Genomic DNA, 24,471 nt, shown 5'->3' with positions numbered 1-24,471 from the left:
TTATTATAATAATAATGAAGTAATTCTATGTCGTCAGTGTATTTTATCAGACTTTGTCAATGATATTGTTAAGATAAGTTCCCCATTCTTTATCTTCTCGTAACCAATCCTCAAGTATGCCAGAGTTCATTTTCTTATCATCTTCATTTATAAATGCAGAACAAATGAAAGCCATCCATTTATTACGGTCAAGAGGATGGGAGAATGGTGAGTTATGATCGGAAGTCCTTTCCCAAGTTTCTAATCGTTCATACGTCTTTTTTGAGATGATATCAGAGAGCTGTACTTCTTCTTCTGTCAAGAGAATCTTATCACGACTTATATGTTTGGTTATAACTTGCGAAATAAAAGCCTTTACAACCTTGTTGTATCCGTCTTTTTCTAAATCATCTACATCAGAAGATACGATATTGGGAATCCACAGATATGAATTTGTATCTTTTTCTTCGTCAATATTTATAAGTATATATACTTTTGAATGGAATAGCTGCTTGGTCTTTGCAACAAAGCATGCTACACATTCGATAGGGATAAAGTCGCTGAGAGCCATACCATTAGATAACTCTTCATTATATCCAAAATCAGAATTATCTTCTGCTTTCATTTTGTTCAACAGTTGAATGAGGTACTCTGCAGAACCCTTTATGGTAAGGTTTATTAGTCTTTTCATTTATTTCTAATTAGGTATTTGCTATTGCAAATATAGATAATAAATCTTATAAAACAGCTAAAAAGCGATTATAATTTAGTGTTTTATTGCAATTTGTTCTTATTCTTTTACCCACAAAAGCTTATACTGAAGTGAGTTTCTTATATTTATTTTTTAATAACACCTCAGCTGTTACCGTCTTATGCTGCGATAGTATTGTTACAACAAGGCTCTTTCCCTATTCAAACGGAATCATTGCCAAGGCATCGGCAATCTTCTCTATGCCTTCCTGCAATGGTCCGGAAACCATGCTTTTTGCAAAGAAAGGAATGTCGGCGTCGATAGTCAGCTTCATTTTTGAAGCGGTTTCGTCTACCGGGAGTATCTGAATCCAAAAGTTGAACGACATCGGCGAGTTTTCGCTTGCAAACTTTATGGTCTTCGGTTCGTCGCGTTCTATAATCCGCATAGACACTTGTCCAACGGGAGGGACGCTCACCGAGATGGTGTCTTTGTCGAAAGTCAGGCCCTGCAACTTATCTTCGGGCACTTTATCCTTTACACGTTCTATGTTTGTAAGGTCGCTCAGCATATTGTAAACACTTTGCTGAGGATAAGCAATCTGCTTTATGCTACTTTCAAATTTACTCATTTACTTCTTCCAATTTGCAGGGTCTTTGCGCCATTCGTCAAGCATTGGCACTTCTTCCTTATTAATATAACCTGTTTCTAATGCTTTTTCCACCACGCTCTGATAGTCGGTAAGCGTAACCAATCGTACGTTAGCTTCCTTGAAAGCCTCTTCTGCGACCGGGAAACCGTAAGTGTAAGAAGCCACCATACCTACCACTTCGAAGCCTGCTTCGCGCAATGCGGCAACAGCTTTGAGCGATGAACCGCCCGTAGAAATCAAATCTTCCACCACCACAACCTTTGCGCCTTCAGGCAATTCGCCTTCTATTTGGTTCTTCATGCCGTGGTCTTTGGGTTTCGGACGAACGTATGCATACGGCATTGCAAGCTCTTCGGCTACCAATGCGCCTTGTGCAATGGCACCTGTTGCCACTCCTGCCACTGCCGTAGCCTCCGGGAAGTTCGCCAAGATAGCGTGAACAAGCTCCAATTTTACGAACGAGCGCACATCGTGGTACGATAAAGTTTTGCGATTGTCGCAGTAGAAAGGCGATTTCCAGCCACTTGCCCACGTGAAAGGGTCGTTGGGCTGCAACTTAATGGCTTTAATTCCGAGCAGTTTGCCTGCAAATGTTTTCCTTAAATCTTCCATATATTGATTAGTATGCTTTCTGTTTACTGCTGCAAAGATAACGAATTACTGATGATAAGCAAAGCGAACAGTGATGTATTTTTCAATGCTTTGGCAAAAATATCAATTATTGAATGTGAGTTCGGTATAAAAAATGCACCGGTATATTATTCATTAAGATACTTAAAGAAAGAACCGGTTATGGCTTAATGTGCTTATACTCAAAAAGAAATGAAGCATCTTCGTCCTCAAATTCTTACACCGAACTCATGTTAATCATAAACGAAAAGAAGACAACAGAGATGTAAATATTCTTCACAAACGTAACTGTTGCTTAACCATCTATCCGACAGCGCATTACAAAACCTATTGTTTCGCGTTCCAAAAGCGGCTGTTTTGCACGGTAAAAGCGTAGGTTTTGCGTTGCAAAACAGCCGCTTTCGCAACGTCAAAACGCAGTTATCATTTTTTAAGGGAATTATCATTACAAAGTTAAACTGAAAATATCTCACTGTTTCATTAGTGAATTTGATTAAAAACATCTGAGAAATAGCCTTGCTTACCCTGTTTTCTTATGCCGAACTCACGTTTCTTTTGGTTATTGTTTCTTTGTTTCTTATTCATATTTTACTTATTTCTGATAAAATCAATACATTTTGTTAGCTATCTGATAAAAATGCAATCATTTTATTTGCTATTATTCTTTTTTATTCATATATTTGTAAAATAGATACTATAAACGGACAGTACGTGCCATAAAACTTTAAAAACTATATCCCATTTAGAATGGGAGTACATTTAAATATTAACTATTTTGTGAAACTTAAATTAAATCGGAACATGAAACAGAATTACTTCTTAAAGAAATGGAGCTTACTCTCTATGCTGCTTATGCTATTTGTCGGGAATGCAATGGCACAAACTCAGATGCCTCCCGAAAATGCTCCACTCATTAAAATGACGGTTGCAAAGAACAAGAAAGTCTTTGTAAAGTTTGCTGCCAACAAAGATAATACGCTTATCTGGCTGAACAATGGCGGTGATGGCTTCCAGCAAGTAACTATCAATTCTACTATGGGCGCATCGCAGTCTTTCACTTCTCCCTCGGGCACAATGTATGTTTATGGCGATGTAACAAAGATGGACTGTTCAAAGCAATACACAAAGGTGCTTGCAATTGATGCTTCCAAGAACAAACTAATCGAGGAAATTACTGCCGAAAGATGCCATTTAACAGCATTAGACCTATTGGCTAACACCGGCATTAAAAAGCTGAAGTGTGGTTACAATAACATTACTTCAATAAAATTAGCCCCTAATTCCGAGTTGCAAGATATAGACCTGAACAACAACAGGGAACTTGCCGAAGTGAATTTCTCCGACCAAACCAAGTTGGAAAAGGTGAATGTAAACGAATGTGGAGCATTAACCGCAATGGTATTCAAGAACAATGCCGCTCTTAAAATTCTGTATATGAATGGCACAGGCATGCAAAAGTTGGATATTAGCGACTTGTCTGCGCTCGAACAATTTGGCGGATACGGCAGTAAACTTACCGCTGCAAAGTTCCCTACGAATGCTAAGAACCTGAGCGTGGTATCTCTTCAAAGCAATTTACTTGATGCCTGCGCATTAGACGATATATTCAGAGCATTGCCAAAAACGAAAGCTACTGAACCAAATCTTGGCATTGAAGACAACAGAGGCACTACGACGTGCAACACAAATATAGCAAAAGACAAGGGCTGGATACCCGATGTGGAAGGCGACGGAACCGGTTGCGCAACACCAATAGTACCTCCTGCCGATGCTCCCATCATAACCTTGACGGTTGTAAGCAACTTAGATATTAAGGTTAAGTTGGCTGCAAAGAGGGACAATACAAAGATTTGGGTGAAGGAAGGTAACGCCGACTTTAAAGAAAAAATCATCAATTCGGTTTTAGAAACCGGCGAAGCACCCGTCTATAAGGCTGTTGATGCAACAACCATTCAGTTCTATGGCGACATTACACAAATAGAATGTGTGTCAAATGGTAAAAGATTTACCGCCGCAGATTTCTCCAAGAACCCATTGTTGGAGGTTATCAACATTGCTCACAATGCCCTTGAAGCGTTAGACCTGAGTGCCAATACCAAACTGAAAGTTCTTAAATCGGGAATAAATATTCTGAATTCGGTTAAGTTTGCAGCCAATTCCGATTTGGAAGAAGTTGAATTGAACGACAACATATCGCTTGCATCGATAGACCTTTCTGCGCAATCTAAACTGAAAACGCTCAACGTATCCGGCTGTAAGGCTTTAACTGTGCTTAACTACGACAGGTCGGAAGCTATCCAACGGCTCGATGTTTCCGAAACAAATCTGCAGAAGCTCGACATTGAATATCTGCCGAATCTCTTCAATTTGAATGCGCACGATGCTCATCTTACGGCTCTCAAACTGCCTCGAAGCTTTGCTAATTTGGACGCAGTAAAGGTTAGCGATAATTCTCTTGACGCTTGCGAACTGAATAGACTCTACAAATCTTTGCCAACCGTTAAGCACTCAACCATCAAATTGGTAATAAACGGCAATCCGGAAACTACTATCAGCCATACAAAGATTGCGACCGATAAGGGTTGGAAGGTCGATGTGGAGGGCGACGGTACCGGTTGCGAAAATCCGACAGGTATCGATGCAGTCGAAGCAGCAGGCATCAACATCGATTATAATGCTGCAACACGTAAGGTTACAGTAAGCAATGCAAAGGCAAACGCTAAGATTTTGCTCTACACAACCAACGGTACGAAGGTGGCAGACATGCGCACCAACGGCGAAGGTGCGTGCACAATTGCGCTCGACAACGCAGCAAAGGGCTGTTATATTCTCGTTGTGGACGGTGTGAGCCATAGTTTCGTAGTGAAGTAAGCAGCTGCCGGACATGCTGATGTTGTAGATAATGCTCATTCAGGACTACACGTTTTCGTGTCTTTATGCGGCAAAAAAGCAAGCAATAAAGCTATAAATATCTTTCACAGTCATATCCGTTGCATAACCATCTTGTTATCAACGCATTGCATAACCTATTGTTTTGCATTCCAAAAGCGTAGGTTTTACACGATAAAAGCGACTGTTTTGCATCGCAAAACAGTCGCTTTCGCAATGCCAAAGCGCAGTTATCGTTTTTCAAGAGAATTATCTTTACAAGGCGGGCGTGTTTTTAACCCTAGTCGTTCATTAGCGTCCTTGACCGGTTTTGTTTGATTGTTGAGCAGCTGTGCCGGCATTTCATCGAAGGCGTAGCGGGCTACGGCGAGATGTAATGGCTGCGCAGATGCCGGCAAGCGGACGAAACCGGTAAGGAAGCATGACGGTACTAACAAATCTAAGCAAATGCGTCCTAATGAACCGATTGGGCTTTATTGCTTTTCCAAACGATAGTTGCCACCCCGTTCGGTAACGATATTCAAGCCTGCATACTTCTGCAATATGGCTTTATACGCCGAATAAGGGTGTAGAGTGTTTCGGTTGCATCGGGCTTCTTAGGCCAAAGTGCATCGCAAATAGTTTGTTTCGACAGCTGATAGTTGGCAGAAGCAATGAAAAGCAGCATCAGTTGTTGCTGCATTGGTGTGAACGGAATGGGCATTTGCTTTAAATCGTAGAAGGTTTGCTTATCGTTTGAGTAGATTAAACTGCTGAAAACGAGTGTGCCCAATTTATGTTTCCGTAACCAATAAACCGAACCGACAAGCCAAATAATGGACAAAAGCAAGAGCAAGGTGGCAGAACGCTGGTCGGAAAGCTCATAGATGGTAAGGAAAGAACAGGTGGCATACGACTGGAAAGCCACGTTTCTGTTGTCGTTCCCCGTCCATTTCATGGGTTGGCTGCATAGCGTTCTCGAACTATTGGCAAGTGCATAGGTAACAAACGACTCGTTGCGGAGTATGTCAATCTTCAGCTTTTGCCTATAATTCATAATGGTATCGGGCGTTATCCACGCTTCCTGCTTTTCGGAAAGTGTTCTCGCCAACGCCTGATTCATATCGTTCACTATCGTATCTTTCGTACGGTTGTAACTATTTACGCTTGTCAATGCCGATGACAAGAGCAATGCTAAAAACACAATTACAGATGCATAAGGTTTCATACGTTCGGTTTTATGTTTAGTGAAGCAAAGGTACAAAATATTTTTTTAATACGCTATACATATATAAAAACATTACATTTTGTGAGAAATAAGAAAACATTTTAACTGGAGTAGAGATGGAAAACTACTCCGAAACCAACAATAATACTGCCAATACGTGGGTCTTAAAGTAATCAGAAGTTTAGGGAACAATCGCCGAAACAAATCTTTTTGGTGAGAATGAAAGGGTATTACTAAATTATTTACACGTAAAGAAATATTTTTCTACACGTAAGTAAGAATTTATTTACACGTAAAGAAATATTTATTTACGTATAAGTAATTTGTTGAACTGGCATTTTGCCTGCGCAAATCAGAAGTAAGAAGTGTCCAAACTATTTTAAAATGCCAGCCTTGATATATGTGAATAGTTCTTCGAACTTGCATTCGTGAATGATTAAACAGATGTAAATTTGTAATAAATACAATTATCTTGCTTGATATTTGACAATAAATACATATCTTTGCAAACCGATTAACCAATTAAGGTTGGTTGTTTGCAGTAATTGGCAGCAAGAAATGTTGTTGCACTGCAGCTATTTATTCATTTTAATAAACAAGACATAACACTTTAAGATTAGACTTTTATGAACAAAATTGCATCATTGGTACAGTTCGTTCTCGAACTGGCAGCATCGCTGAAAGGTTTAGGTATCCATTTAGTGCGTATCGCAATCTTTATTATCTTTATATGGATTGGTGGTTTGAAATTCTGGAACTACGAGGCAGAAGGCATTGTTCCCTTTGTTGCCAATAGTCCGTTCATGAGCTTTTTCTATGCCAAGGACGCACCTGAATATAAGGACTATAAACTTAAAGAGGGCGAATTCGACAAGGTTAAACACGAATGGCACGAGGCAAATAACACCTATACGTTCTCTCACGGATTAGGTTTGGCTATTATGTCGTTTGGTATTTTGACGTTGTTGGGTATTTGGTTTCCGAAGATAGGCTTTGTAGGCACAGGGTTAGTCATACTAATGACTTTGGGTACGCTATCTTTTCTCATCACCACACCTGAAGTATGGGTGCCCGACCTTGGTAGTGGCGAACACGGTTTCCCATTATTGACAGGTGCCGGTCGATTGGTTATAAAGGACGTATGTATACTTGCCTCGGCAGTTGTTGTGCTGTCGGATTGTGCACAGCGCATTTTGAAGAAGTAGTCCGATAAAGATTTGAAAGTCCTATGATTGTGATAGGGCTGACAGTCTTAATAAGATTAGAAAGTATCGGCGTAATGGAAATTGGGTAGCTGTCCCTCACTAGAGGTTTTCAGCCTACCCAATTTCCATTACGTCGATATGTTTTATCTTATTTCTTAGCTTCAAGAACGAGTTCTTGCGTATCGCGAGCGATAACAATTTCTTCATCGGTAGGTATCAACAATACCTTTACCTTTGAGTCGTCGGCAGAGAGAATACGCTCTACACCGCGGCAGTTGTTCTTTTCAGCGTCCATCTTGATGCCGAGGAACTCAAGTCCTTCGCAAGAATCCATACGAAGACCGATTTGGTTTTCGCCAACACCTGCCGTCCAGATAATCATATCTACGCCGCCCATTGCTGCTGCATAAGCACCGATATATTTCTTAATGCGGTATGAATACATCTTCAAAGCGAGAATAGCACGTTCGTTGCCGGCTGCTTCAGCTGCTTCGATTTCGCGCATATCCGAGCTGATTCCGGTGATACCGAGCACGCCGCTTTCCTTGTTCAGGTAGTCTGCCATTTCCTGCGGAGTCTTTCCAAGTTTCTCCATCATGTAGGTTACGGCTGAAGCATCGATGTCTCCGCAACGTGAACCCATCATCATACCCGCCAAAGGAGTAAGACCCATTGATGTGTCGATTACTTTTCCGTCCTTGATTGCAGCCATTGACGCACCGTTACCGATATGGCAAGTGATTATCTTCTGGCTCTTATAGTCTACACCGAGAAACTCGCAAGCACGTTTTGAAACGTAGCGATGACTGGTTCCATGAAAGCCGTAACGACGAACATGGTACTTCTCGTACATCTCGTAAGGTACGGCATAAAGGTATGCGTGAGGCGGCATGGTGCTGTGGAAAGCATTGTCGAACACTGTTACCTGTGGTGTATGAGGCATTAAAGCGTCTACCGCCCTTAGTCCGCGGAGGTGTCCTAAGTTGTGAACAGGTGCGAGGTCGATGAGGCTTTCTATACCTTCTTCAACCTCTTTGGTTACGATGCAGCTCTTCTCAAACAAGTCGCCGCCCTGCACGATGCGGTGTCCGACGGCGTCGATTTCGTCCAAGCTCTTCAATGCACCATATTTGGGGTCGAGCAAGAGCTGGAAAACAAACTTAACACCTTCCTTATGGTCGGGCATGTCGTGCATAATCTTTTCTTTGCTGCCGTCTTTCAACGTAACCTTTACGAATGCTTCGTCCAAACCGACACGCTCTGCACCACCTTGTGCAAGCACACTTTCGTCAGCCATATCGTACAATTTGTACTTGATAGAGCTACTACCACAATTTAAAACTAATATCTTCATAATATAATTCTTGTTTTCTGATTTGAATTTATGTAGGAATTTAAGAGTTATTACCCTCCCTGACGCCTTTTAATTCCTTAAATTATGCCTTTGAATCTTGTGCTTGGCAAGCTGTAATAGCCACCATATAGTAGATGTCGTCTACCGAACAGCCACGCGAAAGGTCGTTTACCGGGTGGGCAATACCTTGGAGGATAGGACCAATCGCAGTAGCACCGCCGAGGCGTTGAACCAACTTGTAGCCGATGTTTCCTACTTCGAGGTTTGGCACAACAAGCACGTTCGCCTTGCCTGCAATGTCAGAGTCCTTTGCCTTCTTGGTTGCAACAGCCGGGTCGAGGGCTGCGTCGGCTTGCAATTCGCCGTCTACTTTCAGGTCGGGATACCTTTCCTTTGCAATCTTCGTGGCTTCAACAACTTTGTCGATGATGTACACACTCTTGCCGGTAGCTTTGTCGATAGCGTCGCTTGCAGAGCCTTTTGTCGAGAAACTGAGCATGGCAACATTTGGATTTTTGAAGCCTGCAACGCTCCTTGCGGTTGCTGCGGTGGTGTAAGCAATCTGTGCCAACTGTTCGGCTGTCGGGTTTGGCGTTACAGCAACGTCGCCCATCACCACGACACCGTTCTCTCCGTATTGTGCTTCGTGTGTCAATACAAGCATGGCACCGCTTACAACGCTGACACCGGGAGCGCATTTGATAATCTGCAATGCAGGGCGCAACGTGTCGCCGGTAGTTGAAAGCGCACCCGAAATTTGTCCGTCGGCACCTTCCGTCTTTATAATCATGCAACCTAAGTATAGGTTGTTCTTTACCAATTCGCGGGCTTTCTCTATCGTCATACCCTTATTTTTGCGGAGTTCCGTCAGTTTTTCAGCATATTCCTCACTGCGCGGGTTGTTTTCAGGGTCTATGATAGTAGCCTTATCAATGTTTTTCAGTCCCCATTGGTCAGCCAACTTCTTAATGTTGTCAGGGTTACCAATGAGAATTAATTCTGCAATGTCGTCGGCTAATACCTTGTCTGCGGCTTTCAGAGTTCTCTCTTCCTCTGCTTCGGGAAGCACGATGCGTTGCTTGTCAGCCTTGGCACGTGCAATAATCTGGCTAAGTAAATCCATAGTATATTTTATTCTTTAAATGTTTTATGTCCATTTTTGCGATGCAAAGATAGCAATTTAGACCTATAAAACCAAAATAAACCTGCTTTTTTACACCTTATTAATACAATATATTCTTCACAACTTCTCCTTTATACTAAAATATATGTGTTATCGTAGCATAAAAAATACTTTGGCATAATGTGTCTTTCTCTATGTAAGCAAGTGATGCAGAAAACTTGCAAAATCATAGGATAAAGCTATAAAAGCCGCCACTCTTAATTGATATAAATCAATAAAACTAATAAAATGGTAATTTTATTGCTGTTTTATTTTCATTATTCAATAAAACCCCTTATCTTTGCAACGTGTTTTTCATAGTATTAGATTTAAGGTTAACAAAGGTTGGAGTACAGCGGTACTCCTTTTTTTATGCCCATAAGTAAAGTAAGCATCGCCGGAAGCCGTTATAATGGGTCTGCCGACATTTACTATTGATAAATATACAGCTTCGTTTTTCTGAAGCGAAAGCCCCCTTTTAATTCCTGCCCTGTTGTTGTTTTGTACCGTATTTTATAAGCAAAACGAAGGCAATAGATACGTAAATATTTTTCGCAAGAATATCTATTTTGTAACTATTTCTTTATCAACACTTTGTAAAACCTATTGTTTTGCGTTCCAAAACCGTAGGTTTTGCACGGTAAAAGCGGCTGTTTTGCAATGCAAAACCTACGCTTTCGCAACGCCAAAGCGCAATTATCACTTTTTAAGAGAATTATCTTTACAAAATTAAAGACGTTTTATGGATTTGTCTTAATCAACAAAACAAGAAATTATTTCTTTGATAAGGTTTTACCGAGTCGATTAGAAAGCACTATAATCCAAAAGAACACTTTGTCTGATTGATTGTATTCTCGCCAACCATATATGCGTAACAAGCTGTTGGCAGAAATAAAAGCTCGCCAAAAGGCATCTTCTTTACCCCTGCTTGGGTGGTGGTTGTTACCAATGCGCCCGGTAGTTTGTTCTTCTCAATGAAGAAAGCCAATGATTTTAAATCGTTAGGACGGTCGAAGAAACGGTCAGTCCATTTCACCTCTACTGCCCAATAAGGCTTTTGCAGGGCTACGTTGAGTCCGACAATATCCACTTCGCCCTCTTCATTCTTGTTGATTTTCCAGTTGGCATAGTTTACCGATACATTTGGACGCGGTATCCATTGCGCATACACTGCAGTTTCTATCATATCGCCAATTTCGTTGTCGTTTTCCGTGATAGGCTGGAAAAGTGCACAGCGAAGCGACGGATTGGTGAGATAAATCTTAAATGTAGTTTCTCGTTGAAAACGTTTTGCCGTATCGTCAGTTCGATGTATTACTTTTATTAGGAAGGCTGCTTCTAAATACTGAATATATTTTTTCAGCGTTTCTTTTCTTACCCCCGATTCTTGCGAAAGTCCTTCGTAAGAGAACTGTTTCCCCGAATGATAGGCAAGCATCGTAAATAAAGAGTTTAGTTCTTGCACATCTTGAATTCCATACAAGCTGGGGAGGTCGCGCAAAAGCACTTTGTCTACAATATCTTGCTTGACATATTGTGCCGGGTCGTTCTGCATATCGGTTCTTAACGCTACTTCCGGATAGCCGCCAAAATTTATATAGTCGATGAATGCCTTATTGAATTGCTGTGCAGAAATGGGCAAATAGGTTGCAATATCGCAGCCATTCCACACCATTTTTTGAGTTTTCAAATTCTTTTGTAAACCTTTTAGGTGTACATATTCAAAGAAGGTGAGGGGTGGAAGGCTGAAATCGGTAAACCGTCCTGCACCGCTTTCGTTACTTTGTTTCTTCAATGCTGCTGCTGCCGAGCCGGAAACAACAAATTTTGTGTTGTAATAAGTATCTACAAGCGACTTCAAGTGGATTTCCCAATCCTTTAAATACTGAATTTCATCGAAGAATATATAGAAATTTTCGTCGCTTTCGTCTGCCTTTCCAACAATTCGTTTAGCCAAGGTGAACAGTTGTTCCAATGCAATGCCATTGTAAATAGGTGTTTCCACCGATACATAAATGATATTTCTGCTTGGCACTCCCTCGTTAATCAAGCGTTGAATGGTGTGGTAAAGCATTACAGTTTTGCCCACACGGCGAGGTCCCATTAGCACAACGGCACGTCTGATACTGCTGTTAGTTGCAATTGGATAGAATATATCCAAATACATTCTTGGCTTCATTTCGCTCAAGTAGGCTGGAATTACATCAGTTATCCACCAAGGATTATCAATCTTCAGGCGGTCTGTAATTTGCTTTTCAAGCAGTTCTGTATAAGTCATAATCTTACTTTTTATATGTTGCAAATATATAAATAAAGTTCCATACTAAAGAAAATAAGTATGTTTTATTTGGTTTATTGTGCATATTTGTCTTAAATAATTGCGATAAATAGTGCTTATTTTGATTATTGTTGAAAAATAAGAAGTAGCGTTTTGTGTTTATATTTAATTGCAAGGGGTTGAAAATAACATCTGTTGCCAATATAAAGTACATAGAAAATATATTCTGCCAACGGATTTAAATAACAATTCTTCCGCCTCTTTGGTCGATATAATCTATCAGTTCGCTGAAGAGTTGGTTTTGCCGTAAGGTAGCTTCGTTGCCTGTAAGAATGAGCTGTTTGCGTGCGCGGGTTATGGCAACGTTCAGTTTGCGGTCAATCGGTTTGCCGTCTTCAACGAACGTGTTGGCTGTGAGAAATTCCAATTGGAAGCGGTTTTGAATGGTGAACGAATAGATGATGACGTCGCGTTGGCTACCTTGATAGCGTTCCACAGTGTCGATGCTAATCTTCTCGGTTGCAGGCAAATGGAGCTGTTCCAATTCTTTGCGTATCATGGCAATCTGGTTTCGGTAGGGAACAATGATGCCAATCGACTTCTGTGCATCGAATGTTGTGCCCATTTGGCGGTACAAACGGCGCACAAGGTCGGCTACGATGCGTGCCTCTTCCGTATTTACTTTCTCGGAAATGTTAGGCTGTCGGCACGGTTTAGAGGGAATAAATACCATGCGATGTGCCTTTAAAAAGTCGTCGGTCCGGTCTTCGCTCGGTTCGTTGTAAGGCAGATTGGGTTCTGTCTGATGTGCTAAAGGCACACATTCCAATTGTTCGCGTGAATAGAAATAGGTGTTTGGGAAGTCAGCAACGTCGGGGTGCATGCGCCCTTGTTTGCGCAATGTGCCGATAAAGTCGGTGCGTCCTGCTGCCCGCTCGGTAAGTATGAGGCGTTCAAACAGCGAGTTTGCACAATTCGGAAGGTGTATTTCTTCGAGCAAAGGCGAGTCGGCTGCCGATTCGTTGTTGTCTTGTTGCACCACGGCAGGCAGCTGCTTGTGGTCGCCAATCAAGATAAACTTGTCGATAACCTGCTCTTCTTCGTTGTGTGCAGCAAGCAAACCGACGATGTTAGGTTCAAGAATCTGACTTGCTTCGTCGATAATGGCAAGTTCGAAATGCTTGATGCTGAAGATAGCCGTGTGGGTTGCGAGACTTGCTGTTGTGCTTACGATGATGTGAGACGAGTCGATGGTTTGCCTGATATGTTCGAGCGTGGGATTTGTTTTCACGGCATTGGTGAGCAGATTGCCGGTAAATCGTGGGTCGCACGAGTATTCTTTCGACAGTCGGAGAAACGGAATGCCGTTGTCGGTAAGCATTTCGCAGATTTCGTCTACGGCACGGTTGGTATAGGAAAGCAACAGTATGTTTTTTATCTCGTGCTCTCTTACAAGGTATTGCAACGCCATTGAAGTCTTTCCGGTACCCGGAGGACCGATTAAAAGAAAATAATCGGTAGCCTGTTTGGCACGCAAAATCACGTCGTCGTAAGTAGGATTGTAAGCTCTGGAAAGTTGTATTTCTGTGTTTCGCTGCGGAGCACGTTGCCCTAAAAGCAAATCCTTACGTTCCTTGCTTGCTGTAACGAATGTGTGTAAACCTTGAATGGCAGTTGTGCAACCAATGTCGCTACTGCTGTGTTCGATGGCAAACCGGTCGCCAACGAGCAAATCGGGGTTCTGCTGCCCGTCATTTAGATGCACCACAACCGTGTTGGTATGTATTTCTTGCAGCGTACCACGAAACAGAAAGGCTCTGCGTATGTCGGGAGTTTCGTTTTTTCGGTAGGCATAGAGATACACCATATCGCCACGACGGAAGTTGGGCAGGAAGTCGTCGCTTTGTTTTGGCACGGCAAGGGTGATGCTGTCGTAGCCGCTATATGCCGTACTTTGTTCTTTCCGTGTAATGGTCAAGTCCGTGTAGATGTTGCCCGACTCTATCTTACCTGCCAAAGGCATGTTCCAAAGGTCGGCATTGCTGCTGCCTGCGCCCTCTTGATAGCCTACCTTCGCTATGATTTGCTCTTTTACGACAAAGCGCATCATTCTGCTGAAGTAAGCCTTTTCCAAGGGTGTCAGCGTGTGGAGCGGTGCCAAAGTCTCTGTTAAGCGTGGCAAAATCCAATGTTGGAAGAAGTTTTCGTTGCAGTGGTTCAGCTGCAAAGTGGCGGGCGTGAAGTGCGGAATAAGTTTTGCGAAATCGTTATCGCCCATCCAATATTCGGTAGCCACCACCTGATTGCGGAATTTAATGGCTTCCATCATCAGCGATTGTAGCGATTCTACCTCCAAAAGACCGTCGGGAAGCGGATATTTAGAGTAAAGTAAATGAATGTTTGTGTTTCGTGTGCTTCGGTTGAAATTATATTGAAGTATTCCGAAATACAGCAAAACCTGCACATAATGCTTCTCCAAGTATCTCGAACCGTGGTTGTTGAGTCGGTTGTTTGCAATATAGAAGTTCTTTCCGGACTTCTGTTCCACAAGCAAACGGAAGTCGGTAGTCATTAAATCGACACGCCCTTGAATGCCCAGACTTTCGCAAACGAACGACGGTTCGAGTATTGCTTTGTTGTGGTCGTAGCTTTTAAAGAGTTCTTCAACGATGTCTTGAATGTTTTTTGCCTGCTCTGTACCGTCTTTTTTAAATACATCTGAACGGAAATCGGTGCACGTAGCGAAGTCCAAAGCTTTGTTTCGGAAGTTTGCCTTTAAGGTTTCGTTGATGTTGTAGTTAGGATTGTTGATGATGTCGTCGAGTGCTGTGCCTGCAAAATTACCCAATAGGGTGGCAGCGGTGGCTGTTCGGGCTTGCAAACGATTTACAGTAAACAGTAAAGGGTGGTGTCCGTAGTCCTCAAAGCAGTTTGCAATCGACGAAATATCAACAAGAAAGTCGGGCTCTACCACTATGATGCGTGGCACAATGCGCTTGCGTGTAACATTGCAATCTAAGAGATTGAGCTGCATTCCCTCACTTAAAATCTTGCGAATATAGCTTAAATCAATGTGTTCAGGTGTGTTGATATAGTCTATCAACACTTCTTCTTCGCCACATTCTTGATTTAAGATGTTCACCTTTATGTATTTATCGTCCCACGATTGCACCGTGCAGCGAATGTATTTGTAGTTCGCAATCCGGATATTCGCGGTGCGCCTGCCCTCCGTCGGGATTTTTCCGACAAGGAAAGAAGGTATGGAAGTGTTGAAAACGGCAGAGATGAAAAGTGCCAAAGCCCTGCAGTCGTAGAGCAAATCGTTGTGCAGAATGGGGGCAATGGAGTTGCTGTGGCGACGCATCAAGTGTATAGCGACAGTGTCTTGCGGCTTTATATGGTGCTGTTTGCAAAGCGAATCCACCTGCGAAGACAAGTTTCCAAATCCATGCCGTGTTCCTTTCAGCCCTTCGTGGCACGCCAATACAAGTGTTTCGTGCATCAAATGGTTTTGCACATCGGGACGGTCATCGGGAAATTCGATAATTTCCAATATCCGAGCGAAGAGTTCTTGCGCAGTTGTTGAGTCTTGTATCATTGTCCGCCCAATCGTTCAAAGTAGGTAATGACTTCTTCCCACGTTTTAAATTCGTCGCTACCGAATGGCAATACTGTCCCCATAAACTCGTCGTTGCTTTGCATACTGATGAGATAATCGCCGAGAAGGAATTGCGGTTGGTTCACAAAAAGGGTGCGATTCCACGCCGGCGCACTGAAGACATCGCTTATCCATACCTGTTTTTCCGTTAGAGCCGTTGGATTGTTGGTAGGTGCCGGTGCGGTAAAATAAACATTATAGTGGTCGAGTAAGAACTCGTATGCCTTGTGTAAAGACGATTTTGGCTTGCCGTAATCATCGCTGAGCGTATTCCAATCGATAAAGATGGTCTTGCGTTCGCGCCCTTCCTGCTTGTCGTCAATCCATCTGATAACGGGCATAACATAGTGGAATATCGCCTTTTCGATGAGGCGGTGCTCACCGTGGAAGTAAATTGCTTGCGGATAATGCCGGTGGAATAAGTCGAAAGTGTGTACGATGGGGTCGGCATCGCCAAACAATCCGTAGACCCTTTCTTGCTCTTCGGATGTTACGGCAGCAAAGCATTGCTCCGTCATCTCCTTGTATTCCTTTTGCAAAGCCTTTGTTACGATAACTTCCTGTACACCGTCTTTGCGGGGATTTTGATACACTTGCTTACCAAGCATATTGCTTTCGCTTATGGTAGAGCCCATTTGGAAAGCCGGATTTACACAGATGCGGTCTGTACCATACAGCATTTCGGTGTACATACCGCCCATTGACGTGCCGATAATGATGTCAGGGCGTTCGTCTGCCTGTATTTTCCGCAACAATTCCATTGCTTCTTCGGGGTGAATAGGCAGGTCGGGGGCGATTACAGTGCACTGTGGCATGTATTCTTGCAGTATTTTGGCAGTGTGTGTAGCCCCTGACGACATAAAGCCATGCACGTAAACGAGTTTCTTTCCTACCATCAAATCAGGGAAAGTCTTTCTGTATTGGTTCTCCATTGTTATGCTGACTGTTAGATAATGGGCAGGCTAATGCCGTTTATTTTCTGATAAATGTCGAGCGCATATATATCTGTCATGCCGCTGATGTAGTCGATTACAGCCATAATACGGTCTTCAAGATGTGGGTTTCGTATATCGTACTGACTTGAAAAGCGTCGGATAAGTTGCTTGCTATGGAACTTTTCGGGTTCATCGGCAGCACTGATGAGTGCTTCCATCAGCGTCTCCATAATTTTATAACCCGACAATTCCACATCGAGCACGGTCTTGCTGCTGTATATTTTCTCGATAGAAACCTTTGAGCAATGCTTGTAGTTGTTGCGCTGGAGGGTCGGAATATGGTCGATTAGCGAGCCTTCAAATGTTCCGTTGAGTATGGATTCCTCATTTTCAACAAAGACATTCACGCACGCTGCTTCGAGTAATCCAACGGCACAGGCACGGAAATAAACCACTTGCTCGTTCCTATCGGTAACGCCTTCTTCTACAATGCGATTGCGAATGCTCTTTTTTGTTTCTTCGTCGAAGAACCCTAACAGTAGTTCGGAAGTTTCTTCAAACGACAGAAGTTTAAGTTTGTGAGAATCTTCAATGTCCATTATCTCGTAGCAAATATCGTCTGCAGCTTCCACTAAATATACCAATGGGTGGCGAGCGTAGGCTGTTCCGTTGTCGGAAACTTGCTTAGTGATAATTCCAAGTTCGTTGGCAATCTTCCTGTATATACCTTCTTCCGATGCAAAAAAGCCAAACTTGCCATGCTTTCCGGCTAAAGACGATGAAAGAGGATACTTCACAATGCTTGCCAAAGTAGAGTATGTCATTACGAAACCGCCTTCCCGGCGTCCTAAAAATCTATGAGTGAGCAAGCGGAAAGCATTCGCATTTCCCTCGAAATGGGTAATGTCGTCCCAAAAACGCGGACTAACCTTATCCTTTAAGTACGCACCTGCGCCTTCGGTGAAGAATGTTTGTATGGCTTTTTCTCCACTATGACCAAACGGCGGATTGCCCATGTCGTGGGCATAGCATGCAGTCTGCACGATAGTGCCTATTTCTTCAAAAAGCGTTCCTTGCAGTTCGGGGTGTTTCTTTATCAGCTTTCGTGCCACGTCGTCGCCTAAAGATTTGCCCAACGATGCCACTTCCAACGAGTGGGTAAGGCGGTTATGGACGAAAACACTGCCGGGTAATGGAAACACTTGCGTCTTATTCTGCAGCCGTCTGAAAGGTGCTGAGTAGATAAGTCTGTCGCTGTCGCGTTTAAACTCCGACCTGTCGTCATGTCGTAAAGCGTGTCGGTCTTCCTGCCCGAGTCGTTTGCTGGAGATAAGATTTTGCCAGTTCATCATAAATATCAAAAAGATTCGCTTACGCAAAAGTACTTAAATTTGGCTAATTTCAGCCTTTTTTAGGGCTTAAAATTCATCTATATGCGCATAATTCATTATTTTTGCACATTATTATATTATATCATGGTTCAAGTAAAAGTAATAAATAAGGGCAACCAACCTTTACCGGAATATGCAACAACACAGAGTGCAGGCATGGATTTGCGTGCCAATATAGACAATCCCATCACTTTAAAGCCAATGGAACGCCGCCTTATTCCTACGGGTTTGTATATTGCACTTCCCAAAGGCTATGAGGCTCAGGTGCGTCCGCGTAGCGGCTTGGCATTGAAACACGGCATTACGGTGTTGAATACCCCCGGAACAGTAGATGCGGATTACCGTGGCGAGTTGATGGTATTGCTAATTAACTTCTCTGCTGAAGACTTTATTATCAACGCCGGCGAGCGTGTTGCACAGATGGTAATAGCCCGCCACGAGCAGGCAACGTTTGTTGAAGTAGAAGTACTCGACGAAACGGAACGTGGTGCAGGTGGCTATGGCCATACAGGAGTAAAGTAAGAATTGTATAATTAATGCAGGAGGGATAATAGATTGATATTTTCTTTTAAACAATTCATAGTAAAAACAACGTTCATAGCAGTGCTTGTTGCAATAGCATTGCAGGCAAAAGCACAAACGAATAGCCAATCCATACGCTACAATTATTTCTTCTTGGAAGCTATTCGGCAACAGGAAATGGGCAATTTTGCTGCTGCATTCGACTTGTTGAGCCATGCTCGCGACATTAACCCGAATGCTCCCGAGGTCTATTACGAAATAGCCGGATACTACATTGATATGCAAAACGGAAAGGCAGCACGCTACTATTTCGAAAAGGCGGCTGAGCTTGCGCCCGACAATCCTGCCTATTTGGAGAAATTAGGGCAGTTCTATATCTCACAAGCCAATTACGAACAAGCGTTGGCTGCATACGAACGACTCTATGCAAACAACAAGACCCGCGAGGACGTTCTGCAGATTCTCTATCAGCTTTATGGTTCGCAGAACAACTATAAGAAGATGATAGAGGTAACAGAACGTATGGAAATGCTTTTAGGAAGCAACGAACAGCTGTCGCTAACAAAGATGCAAATCTTCGAACAGATGGGCGACAAGCGGAAAGCACAGGCAGAACTGATGCGCCTTGTGCAGAAAAACCCATTAGAATTAAACTATCGAATAATGTTGGGCAATTGGTTTTTCCAAAACGATAAGAAGAAAGAAGCCTTTAAAGAGTATCAGGCAGTGCTGAAAGAAGACCCCAACAATGCTGCTGCCCAACTCTCTTTGTTGGATTATTATCGCGATGCGAAGAACGAAAAGGTGGTGGAAGAACTCACCCAAAAGCTGTTGGAATCGAAGAAAACCGAAAAGGAAACAAAGATGGCACTGCTCCGCCAAGTCATCATAGACAACCAACAAAACGACGATAAGGACAGTCTTGAAGTTATAAAACTTTTCGACCGTGTTCTTTCCTATCCGCAGGAAGATGCCGACATCGTAATGATGAAGGCGGCTTACCTTAACTTAAAGAATGCTCCGGAAGATAGTGTGAACAAGGTTTACGAACAAGCCATCGCCATAGAACCCGATAATTCGAGTGCTCGTATTGCTCTGATACAAAACATTTGGAATGCAGAGCAGTACGATAGGGTAATTTCCATTTCGCGCCCTGCCCACGAATACAATCCCGAAGAAATGGTTTTCTACTATTTCGAGGGCTTTGCGCAGTATATGAAGAAAGAAAACGATGCTGCATTACAGGCTTTCAAGAAAGGCGTAGCACAGATAAAACCAGACAGCGACCCCAATATCGTTTCCGATTTTTACGCCATTATGGGCGATATTCTTCACGAGAAAGGTCTTGATAAAGAGGCTTTCGAGGCTTACGACAGCTGTTTGCATTGGCGACCGGAGAACCTTGCAGCACTGAATAACTATGCCTATTATCTGAGTTTATCGAAGAACGACCTTAAGAAGGCGGAGCAGATGAGCTACAAAACGATAAAGAAAGAGCCTGAAAACTCAATTTTCCTCGACACTTATGCTTGGATTCTCTTCTTGCAAAAGCGATACGAGGAAGCCAATATCTATATAGACCAAGCCATAAAGAACGATACTACCCCCAGTGGCGTATTGTTTGAGCACGCGGGCGACATCTACTACCATGTCGGAAAAACGGCAGAAGCATTGGCTTCGTGGCAGCAAGCACTGAAATTGGGCGATACAAGTGCTACACTCAGAAGGAAAATAGAATTAAAGAAATACATAGCAGAATGAAAATAAAGAATATATATATAGGTGTATTCGCAACTGTGCTTATGGCAAGTTGCGGTACACAGAAGTCGGTTTTAAAGCCGTCGGGAACGTCAAGTACATCGTCTGCATCGTCATCGGCGTCTGCACAGCAACAGAAAATGCAGTTTATTCAGCGAGTTTCCGATGGTGCACTCTACCAGAAGAACCTTGTTTCCGACTTGTCTTTCACGGTAAATACGGGCAGAAAAGAAATTACGGTGCCGGGCATTCTCCACATGCGTAAGGACGAAGTCATTCGTTTGCAACTCCTTGTTCCCATTATTCGCAGCGAAGTAGGGCGCATCGAGTTTACAAAGGATTATGTATTGTTTATCGACAGAATGCACAAGCAATATGTAAAGGCGAAGTACACCGATGTAGCTTCCTGAAAAGTAACGGCATCAACTTCTATTCGCTCCAAGCCTTGTTTTGGAATCAGCTCTTTATTCCGGGACAACAACGTGTCAGCGAACGCAGTTTGGCACAGTTTGATGTAGATTTAACATCTCTCCACACGGCTAATAAACAAGGCGTACCCCTTACTTTGAGCGACGGAAAGATGACTTATAAGTGGTTGGCAGAATCGCTGACGGGCTTTATTCGTGTGGCTGAAGCCAAATACAGCAGTGCTGCACACGGCGTATCTACGCTGAATTGGGACTATGCAGACTTTAAAAAGTTCGGTTCAAAAATGTTTCCTTACTATCATAAAGTGCAAATAAAAACGCCGGTAGCGCAAGGACAAAAGATTATTACGGCTACATTCGAGCTTGATAAGCTCAGCGATAAAGCCGATTGGGACAGTTTCACAACGCCATCGTCGAAGTATGAGCAGGTGGGAGTAGAAGAAATCTTAGGTAAACTAATGCAACTTTAAATGAAGCGTATATTATTTATATTGTTAATGCTGACCACTTGTCTTGTGAGTCCATACGCACAAAAGCAGAAAAAGACGGCAAAAAAGCAAGAAACAAAACAGCAGATAACGAAGAAACAAGCCACAACAAAAGAAGCTACCAAGCAGCAATCTGCCAAGAAACAAACAGAAAAGCAGCAGGCAGATAAGCAAAAGCCTGCCAAGAAACAGGCGGAAAAGCAGCAGACCGGTAAACGTAAGTCTGCCAAGAAACAGGCGGAAAACCAGCAGGCAGACAAGCAACAGCCTATAAAAAGACAAGCAGAAAAGCAAAAAACAGGCAAGAATGTGCACCAAAAGAAGGCTGTAACATCACAGAAAAAGCTCCAAAAGGGCGGTAAACAGCAAATAAAGTATGTTACTACCGAAGAAATAAAAGGTTTGCAGCAACAAAATCAGCAGATACAAAAAGAAATTACGGAGAATGAGCACGAACTTAAAGCAAAGCAGAAAGACGTGGACAGCCGACTCCAAAAGATACTTACGCTCGACACGGAGATAGGGCAACAGCAGAAAACCATCGAAAACATCACCACGGACATAAAGGGGATTGATGGCAATATCGACATTTTGAAAGGTCAATTGAAGTCTTTGGAGAGCCAGTTGGGCGAGCGTCGCTCACGATTCATTCGCTCTATGCGCTACATGGCGCGCCACCGCAGCATTCAAGATAAGCTTATGTTTATCTTCTCTGCCAAAACGCTCACGCAGATGTATCGCCGTCTCCGTTTTGTACGTGAGTATGCAGCTTACCAGCGTGCACAAGGCGAACTTTTAAAGCAGAAGCAAAACCAAATAGACGAGAAGCATAACCAGTTGGCAAGAGTGCGTGGACACAAGAGCAATTTGTTGGTGAAAGGGCGTCAGGTTCACTCTCAGATGGAAAGCAAGAAGGTGGAACAGCAAAAAGTAGTAGAGTCGTTGCAGAACGACCAAAAGGTTTTGCAATCGGTTATTTCCGACCGACAGAAGAAACAGCAGGCCATCAACGCACAAATCGACCGCCTCATTGCTATCGAAATACGGAAAGCACGTGAGCGTGCCATGGAGGAAGCACGCGCACAGGCAGCTGCCCGAGAGGCTGCAGCCAAGCAACGTGCAGAAGAATTGGCGCGCAAGCGAGAGGCTGCACGGCGTGCTGCGGAAGAGAATGCACGCAGAATAGCGGAAGCCAAAGCGCGGGAAGCAAGGGCAAAAGCCGAAGCCGAAGCCCGGGCAGCCCGGTTGGAACGCGAACGAAGAGAAGCCCAAGCAAGGGCAGAACAGGCTCGTCGCGAAGCCGAACAAGCCCGTCGTGCCGCTGAAGCCGAAGCATCGGCAAAGAAAGCACGCGAACTAAAGCGTGCCGAAGAACGTGCAGCGGCTGCCAAACGCGCCGAAGACCAAGCACGAGCAAGAGAGAATGCAGAGCGCGCACGTGCCGACCAGCAGGCACGTGAGGCAGAAGCTAACCGTATGGCAGCCGAGCGCAAGGCTGCTGCCGACAGAGAACGTGCCGAGCGCGAGCAGGCTGCAGCCAACAAGGCGAACGACAACAGTGCGCTCCTTTCGTCTGCCGACCGTGCTATGACAGGTAGTTTCGCCAACAATAAAGGACGATTGCCGATGCCTGTATCGGGTCGGATCGTAAAGCGTTTCGGTACTTACAACGTGTCAGGACTCTCGCACGTTAAGCTAAGCAGCAATGGTATTGCCATTAAAGCCTCGGCGGGTGCTCCTGTTCGCAGCGTCTTCAAAGGCGAAGTAACCAACGTTTCGCACGTTGGTGGTTCTACCCTTGTTATGGTTCGCCACGGTGCCTACATCTCTGTTTACCTTAATTTAGGCAGCGTTAGTGTAAGTAAGGGGCAGCAAGTAGGAACAGGACAAACGCTTGGAACAGTAGATTCCAGCGGCATCTTCCAGTTCCAGCTTCATAAGGAAACCCAAAAGCTGAATCCGGAGCAGTGGCTTCGATAAGCTACACCTTATATATAATATATAGAAACCATAAAGTTGGTACTGTCCAATAAAAGTGTGTAAGTTCTATTTCTTTACGTTTATATTTTTCCAAATATAAAGATAAGAAGAAGTGGACTTACACACTTTTATTGGACAGTACCGTATAATACAAACCGGGGGCAAGGCAATGACTATCGTTGCCCTGCTGACGTAAATCGTTTATGGCTTAAAATGTAAAAGGTAGTTGTCATCACGACAACCACCTTTTTGACTAAACTTAATCTACAAACCTGAGTTTTATTCTAAATGATGAATTTTTATCTTTTACTAATCATTATTTCTTCTTAGTATTGAATTGCTAAATCTTTTATGATTTAATAACTGCTACAAATATACAGTATTTCATTGAACTGTGCAAATATTTTCAACGAACTGCCTTTTTTTTTTCAATAAAAAAGCGAAAACCGAGTGAAAAATAAGCAATTTAAAGCTATTTTTTATAATTTGCTCTCTCCTTCTACGTAGTCTTCGAGGAAGGTATGCTCGCCATCGAATACAAGATAGGTGAACTGCCATATCCAATCGCCGAGGATAAACATACGTGCCTTGCCGTCCAACGGTAGGTCGAGCTTTATGTGGCGATGCCCATAAACGTAGTAGTCTACGTCTTTGTGCGTCTTCATATACTTTTTGGTGTATTGCACCAAATATTCTTTGTCTTCGCCAAGGAAAGGAAGTTCTTTGCCGTCCGGCCGTTTCATACGGCTCTTTTTTGCCCAACCAAGTCCCAATTGCATTCCCCACCATGGGTGAAAGAAGTTCAGCAGACGCTGGCAGGCACGGTTGTGGAATATTTTCCGCAGGATTTTGAATAACGGGTCGGGGTCTCCAAGCCCATCACCGTGCGCCAAATAGAATACCTTATCGTGAATTTCGGTCGTTATATCGCGTCTGTGCAATATCACTCCACACTCTTCTTCCAAGTATCCGTATGTCCAAACATCGTGGTTGCCTGTGAAGTAATGCACCTCTACGCCCATATCCGTAAGCTCGGAAATCTTTCCCAAGAAGCGTGTAAAGCCTTTCGGAACAACGTATTTATACTCGTCCCAGAAGTCGAACATATCGCCCAAAAGATAAATTGCTTCTGCCTTGTCCTTTATACTGTCCAAGAAACGTACCAAGCGGCGTTCTTGTGTTCGTCGGTGCTCTATTGCCAGCGAACCGAGATGGGCATCGGAAAGGAAATAAACATTCTTCATTGTCTTACAGTTTCGTTGCT

At 43.3% G+C, this 24,471-nt stretch carries 17 protein-coding genes and 1 pseudogene; 6 read left to right on the top strand and 12 right to left on the bottom strand.

Annotated elements, in window-relative coordinates; all coding sequences use genetic code 11:
* Nucleotides 1–46: 46 nt before the first annotated feature.
* The 3 genes from JCM15124_RS00200 to pyrE form a co-directional block, all read right to left on the bottom strand.
* Entirely contained in the window at nt 47–604 is a 558-nt protein-coding gene (locus tag JCM15124_RS00200; RefSeq protein ID WP_156930567.1) for a hypothetical protein, read from the bottom strand.
* Between the two features lie 283 nt (nt 605–887).
* Nucleotides 888–1,301, bottom strand: coding sequence for an SRPBCC family protein (locus JCM15124_RS00195; protein WP_024997804.1), 414 nt, complete (start codon nt 1,299–1,301; stop codon nt 888–890).
* Nucleotides 1,302–1,934 (bottom strand): orotate phosphoribosyltransferase, encoded by a 633-nt coding sequence (pyrE, locus tag JCM15124_RS00190; protein WP_024997803.1) that lies wholly within the window; start codon nt 1,932–1,934, stop codon nt 1,302–1,304.
* An 891-nt stretch (nt 1,935–2,825) separates the two neighbouring features.
* Between pyrE and JCM15124_RS00180 the strand changes: the two genes are divergently transcribed.
* Nucleotides 2,826–4,823, top strand: a complete 1,998-nt coding sequence (locus JCM15124_RS00180; RefSeq protein WP_232220018.1) for a leucine-rich repeat domain-containing protein — start codon at nt 2,826–2,828, stop codon at nt 4,821–4,823.
* Between the two features lie 248 nt (nt 4,824–5,071).
* On the opposite strand, the gene JCM15124_RS15610 is transcribed toward JCM15124_RS00180, so the two are convergent.
* Together JCM15124_RS15610 and JCM15124_RS12595 are read right to left on the bottom strand one after the other, a co-directional pair.
* On the bottom strand, nt 5,072–5,278 hold the full coding sequence (locus tag JCM15124_RS15610; RefSeq protein WP_156930565.1) for a hypothetical protein: 207 nt from the start codon (nt 5,276–5,278) through the stop codon (nt 5,072–5,074).
* An 83-nt stretch (nt 5,279–5,361) separates the two neighbouring features.
* The gene (locus JCM15124_RS12595) at nt 5,362–6,048 is read right to left on the bottom strand and encodes a response regulator transcription factor (protein WP_306303118.1); all 687 of its coding nucleotides are present in this window, start codon (nt 6,046–6,048) and stop codon (nt 5,362–5,364) included.
* Nucleotides 6,049–6,674: 626 nt separating this feature from the next.
* Between JCM15124_RS12595 and JCM15124_RS00170 the strand changes: the two genes are divergently transcribed.
* Complete coding sequence (locus JCM15124_RS00170) at nt 6,675–7,253, top strand: DUF417 family protein (protein ID WP_024997801.1); 579 nt, start codon at nt 6,675–6,677, stop codon at nt 7,251–7,253.
* A 148-nt stretch (nt 7,254–7,401) separates the two neighbouring features.
* On the opposite strand, the gene JCM15124_RS00165 is transcribed toward JCM15124_RS00170, so the two are convergent.
* The 6 genes from JCM15124_RS00165 to dgt form a co-directional block, all read right to left on the bottom strand.
* Nucleotides 7,402–8,607, bottom strand: a complete 1,206-nt coding sequence (locus JCM15124_RS00165) for an acetate/propionate family kinase (protein ID WP_024997800.1) — start codon at nt 8,605–8,607, stop codon at nt 7,402–7,404.
* Between the two features lie 82 nt (nt 8,608–8,689).
* Nucleotides 8,690–9,730, bottom strand: a complete 1,041-nt coding sequence (gene pta / locus JCM15124_RS00160) for a phosphate acetyltransferase (RefSeq protein ID WP_024997799.1) — start codon at nt 9,728–9,730, stop codon at nt 8,690–8,692.
* An 853-nt stretch (nt 9,731–10,583) separates the two neighbouring features.
* A complete protein-coding gene (locus tag JCM15124_RS00150) occupies nt 10,584–12,047 on the bottom strand; it encodes an ATP-binding protein (protein ID WP_024997798.1) in 1,464 nt (487 codons plus the stop codon).
* Between the two features lie 238 nt (nt 12,048–12,285).
* Nucleotides 12,286–15,645 (bottom strand): DEAD/DEAH box helicase, encoded by a 3,360-nt coding sequence (locus JCM15124_RS00140; protein WP_024997796.1) that lies wholly within the window; start codon nt 15,643–15,645, stop codon nt 12,286–12,288.
* Nucleotides 15,642–16,637, bottom strand: coding sequence for a YqiA/YcfP family alpha/beta fold hydrolase (locus tag JCM15124_RS00135; protein ID WP_024997795.1), 996 nt, complete (start codon nt 16,635–16,637; stop codon nt 15,642–15,644). The genes JCM15124_RS00140 and JCM15124_RS00135 overlap by 4 nt, the downstream gene beginning before the upstream one ends.
* 14 nt (nt 16,638–16,651) lie before the next feature.
* Complete coding sequence (gene dgt / locus JCM15124_RS00130; protein WP_024997794.1) at nt 16,652–17,989, bottom strand: dGTP triphosphohydrolase; 1,338 nt, start codon at nt 17,987–17,989, stop codon at nt 16,652–16,654.
* Nucleotides 17,990–18,115: 126 nt separating this feature from the next.
* Here dgt and dut point away from each other — a divergent pair, with 126 nt between their 5' ends.
* The 4 genes and pseudogenes from dut (at nt 18,116) to JCM15124_RS00110 (ending at nt 23,207) form a co-directional block, all read left to right on the top strand.
* Nucleotides 18,116–18,553 (top strand): dUTP diphosphatase, encoded by a 438-nt coding sequence (gene dut / locus JCM15124_RS00125; protein WP_024997793.1) that lies wholly within the window; start codon nt 18,116–18,118, stop codon nt 18,551–18,553.
* 81 nt (nt 18,554–18,634) lie between these two features.
* Nucleotides 18,635–20,314 carry a tetratricopeptide repeat protein gene (locus JCM15124_RS00120; RefSeq protein WP_198019099.1) on the top strand — a complete coding sequence of 560 codons (1,680 nt, stop codon included), beginning with the start codon at nt 18,635–18,637 and terminating at the stop codon, nt 20,312–20,314.
* Nucleotides 20,311–21,209: pseudogene (lolB1, locus tag JCM15124_RS12590) on the top strand (lipoprotein insertase outer membrane protein LolB1). Before JCM15124_RS00120 ends, lolB1 begins: the two are co-directional and overlap by 4 nt.
* Nucleotides 21,210–23,207, top strand: a complete 1,998-nt coding sequence (locus tag JCM15124_RS00110; RefSeq protein ID WP_024997791.1) for a peptidoglycan DD-metalloendopeptidase family protein — start codon at nt 21,210–21,212, stop codon at nt 23,205–23,207. It begins immediately after the preceding pseudogene.
* A 479-nt stretch (nt 23,208–23,686) separates the two neighbouring features.
* On the opposite strand, the gene JCM15124_RS00105 is transcribed toward JCM15124_RS00110, so the two are convergent.
* Nucleotides 23,687–24,451, bottom strand: coding sequence for a UDP-2,3-diacylglucosamine diphosphatase (locus JCM15124_RS00105; RefSeq protein WP_024997790.1), 765 nt, complete (start codon nt 24,449–24,451; stop codon nt 23,687–23,689).
* Nucleotides 24,452–24,471 lie beyond the last annotated feature (20 nt).

The sequence above is a fragment of the Prevotella falsenii DSM 22864 = JCM 15124 genome (assembly GCF_000613945.1).
Lineage (GTDB): Bacteria > Bacteroidota > Bacteroidia > Bacteroidales > Bacteroidaceae > Prevotella > Prevotella falsenii.
Note: the sequence above shows the minus strand (reverse complement) of the source record. Positions and strands in the feature narration are given on the sequence as shown.

Coding starts and splice junctions, on each gene's coding strand:
- JCM15124_RS00200 (WP_156930567.1), bottom strand. CDS start 604: ATGAAAGCAGAAGATAATTCTGATTTTGGATATAATGAAGAGTTATCT.
- JCM15124_RS00195 (WP_024997804.1), bottom strand. CDS start 1,301: ATGAGTAAATTTGAAAGTAGCATAAAGCAGATTGCTTATCCTCAGCAA.
- pyrE (WP_024997803.1), bottom strand. CDS start 1,934: ATGGAAGATTTAAGGAAAACATTTGCAGGCAAACTGCTCGGAATTAAA.
- JCM15124_RS00180 (WP_232220018.1), top strand. CDS start 2,826: ATGGCACAAACTCAGATGCCTCCCGAAAATGCTCCACTCATTAAAATG.
- JCM15124_RS12595 (WP_306303118.1), bottom strand. CDS start 6,048: ATGAAACCTTATGCATCTGTAATTGTGTTTTTAGCATTGCTCTTGTCA.
- JCM15124_RS00170 (WP_024997801.1), top strand. CDS start 6,675: ATGAACAAAATTGCATCATTGGTACAGTTCGTTCTCGAACTGGCAGCA.
- JCM15124_RS00165 (WP_024997800.1), bottom strand. CDS start 8,607: ATGAAGATATTAGTTTTAAATTGTGGTAGTAGCTCTATCAAGTACAAA.
- pta (WP_024997799.1), bottom strand. CDS start 9,730: ATGGATTTACTTAGCCAGATTATTGCACGTGCCAAGGCTGACAAGCAA.
- JCM15124_RS00150 (WP_024997798.1), bottom strand. CDS start 12,047: ATGACTTATACAGAACTGCTTGAAAAGCAAATTACAGACCGCCTGAAG.
- JCM15124_RS00140 (WP_024997796.1), bottom strand. CDS start 15,645: ATGATACAAGACTCAACAACTGCGCAAGAACTCTTCGCTCGGATATTG.
- JCM15124_RS00135 (WP_024997795.1), bottom strand. CDS start 16,637: ATGGAGAACCAATACAGAAAGACTTTCCCTGATTTGATGGTAGGAAAG.
- dgt (WP_024997794.1), bottom strand. CDS start 17,989: ATGAACTGGCAAAATCTTATCTCCAGCAAACGACTCGGGCAGGAAGAC.
- dut (WP_024997793.1), top strand. CDS start 18,116: ATGGTTCAAGTAAAAGTAATAAATAAGGGCAACCAACCTTTACCGGAA.
- JCM15124_RS00110 (WP_024997791.1), top strand. CDS start 21,210: ATGAAGCGTATATTATTTATATTGTTAATGCTGACCACTTGTCTTGTG.
- JCM15124_RS00105 (WP_024997790.1), bottom strand. CDS start 24,451: ATGAAGAATGTTTATTTCCTTTCCGATGCCCATCTCGGTTCGCTGGCA.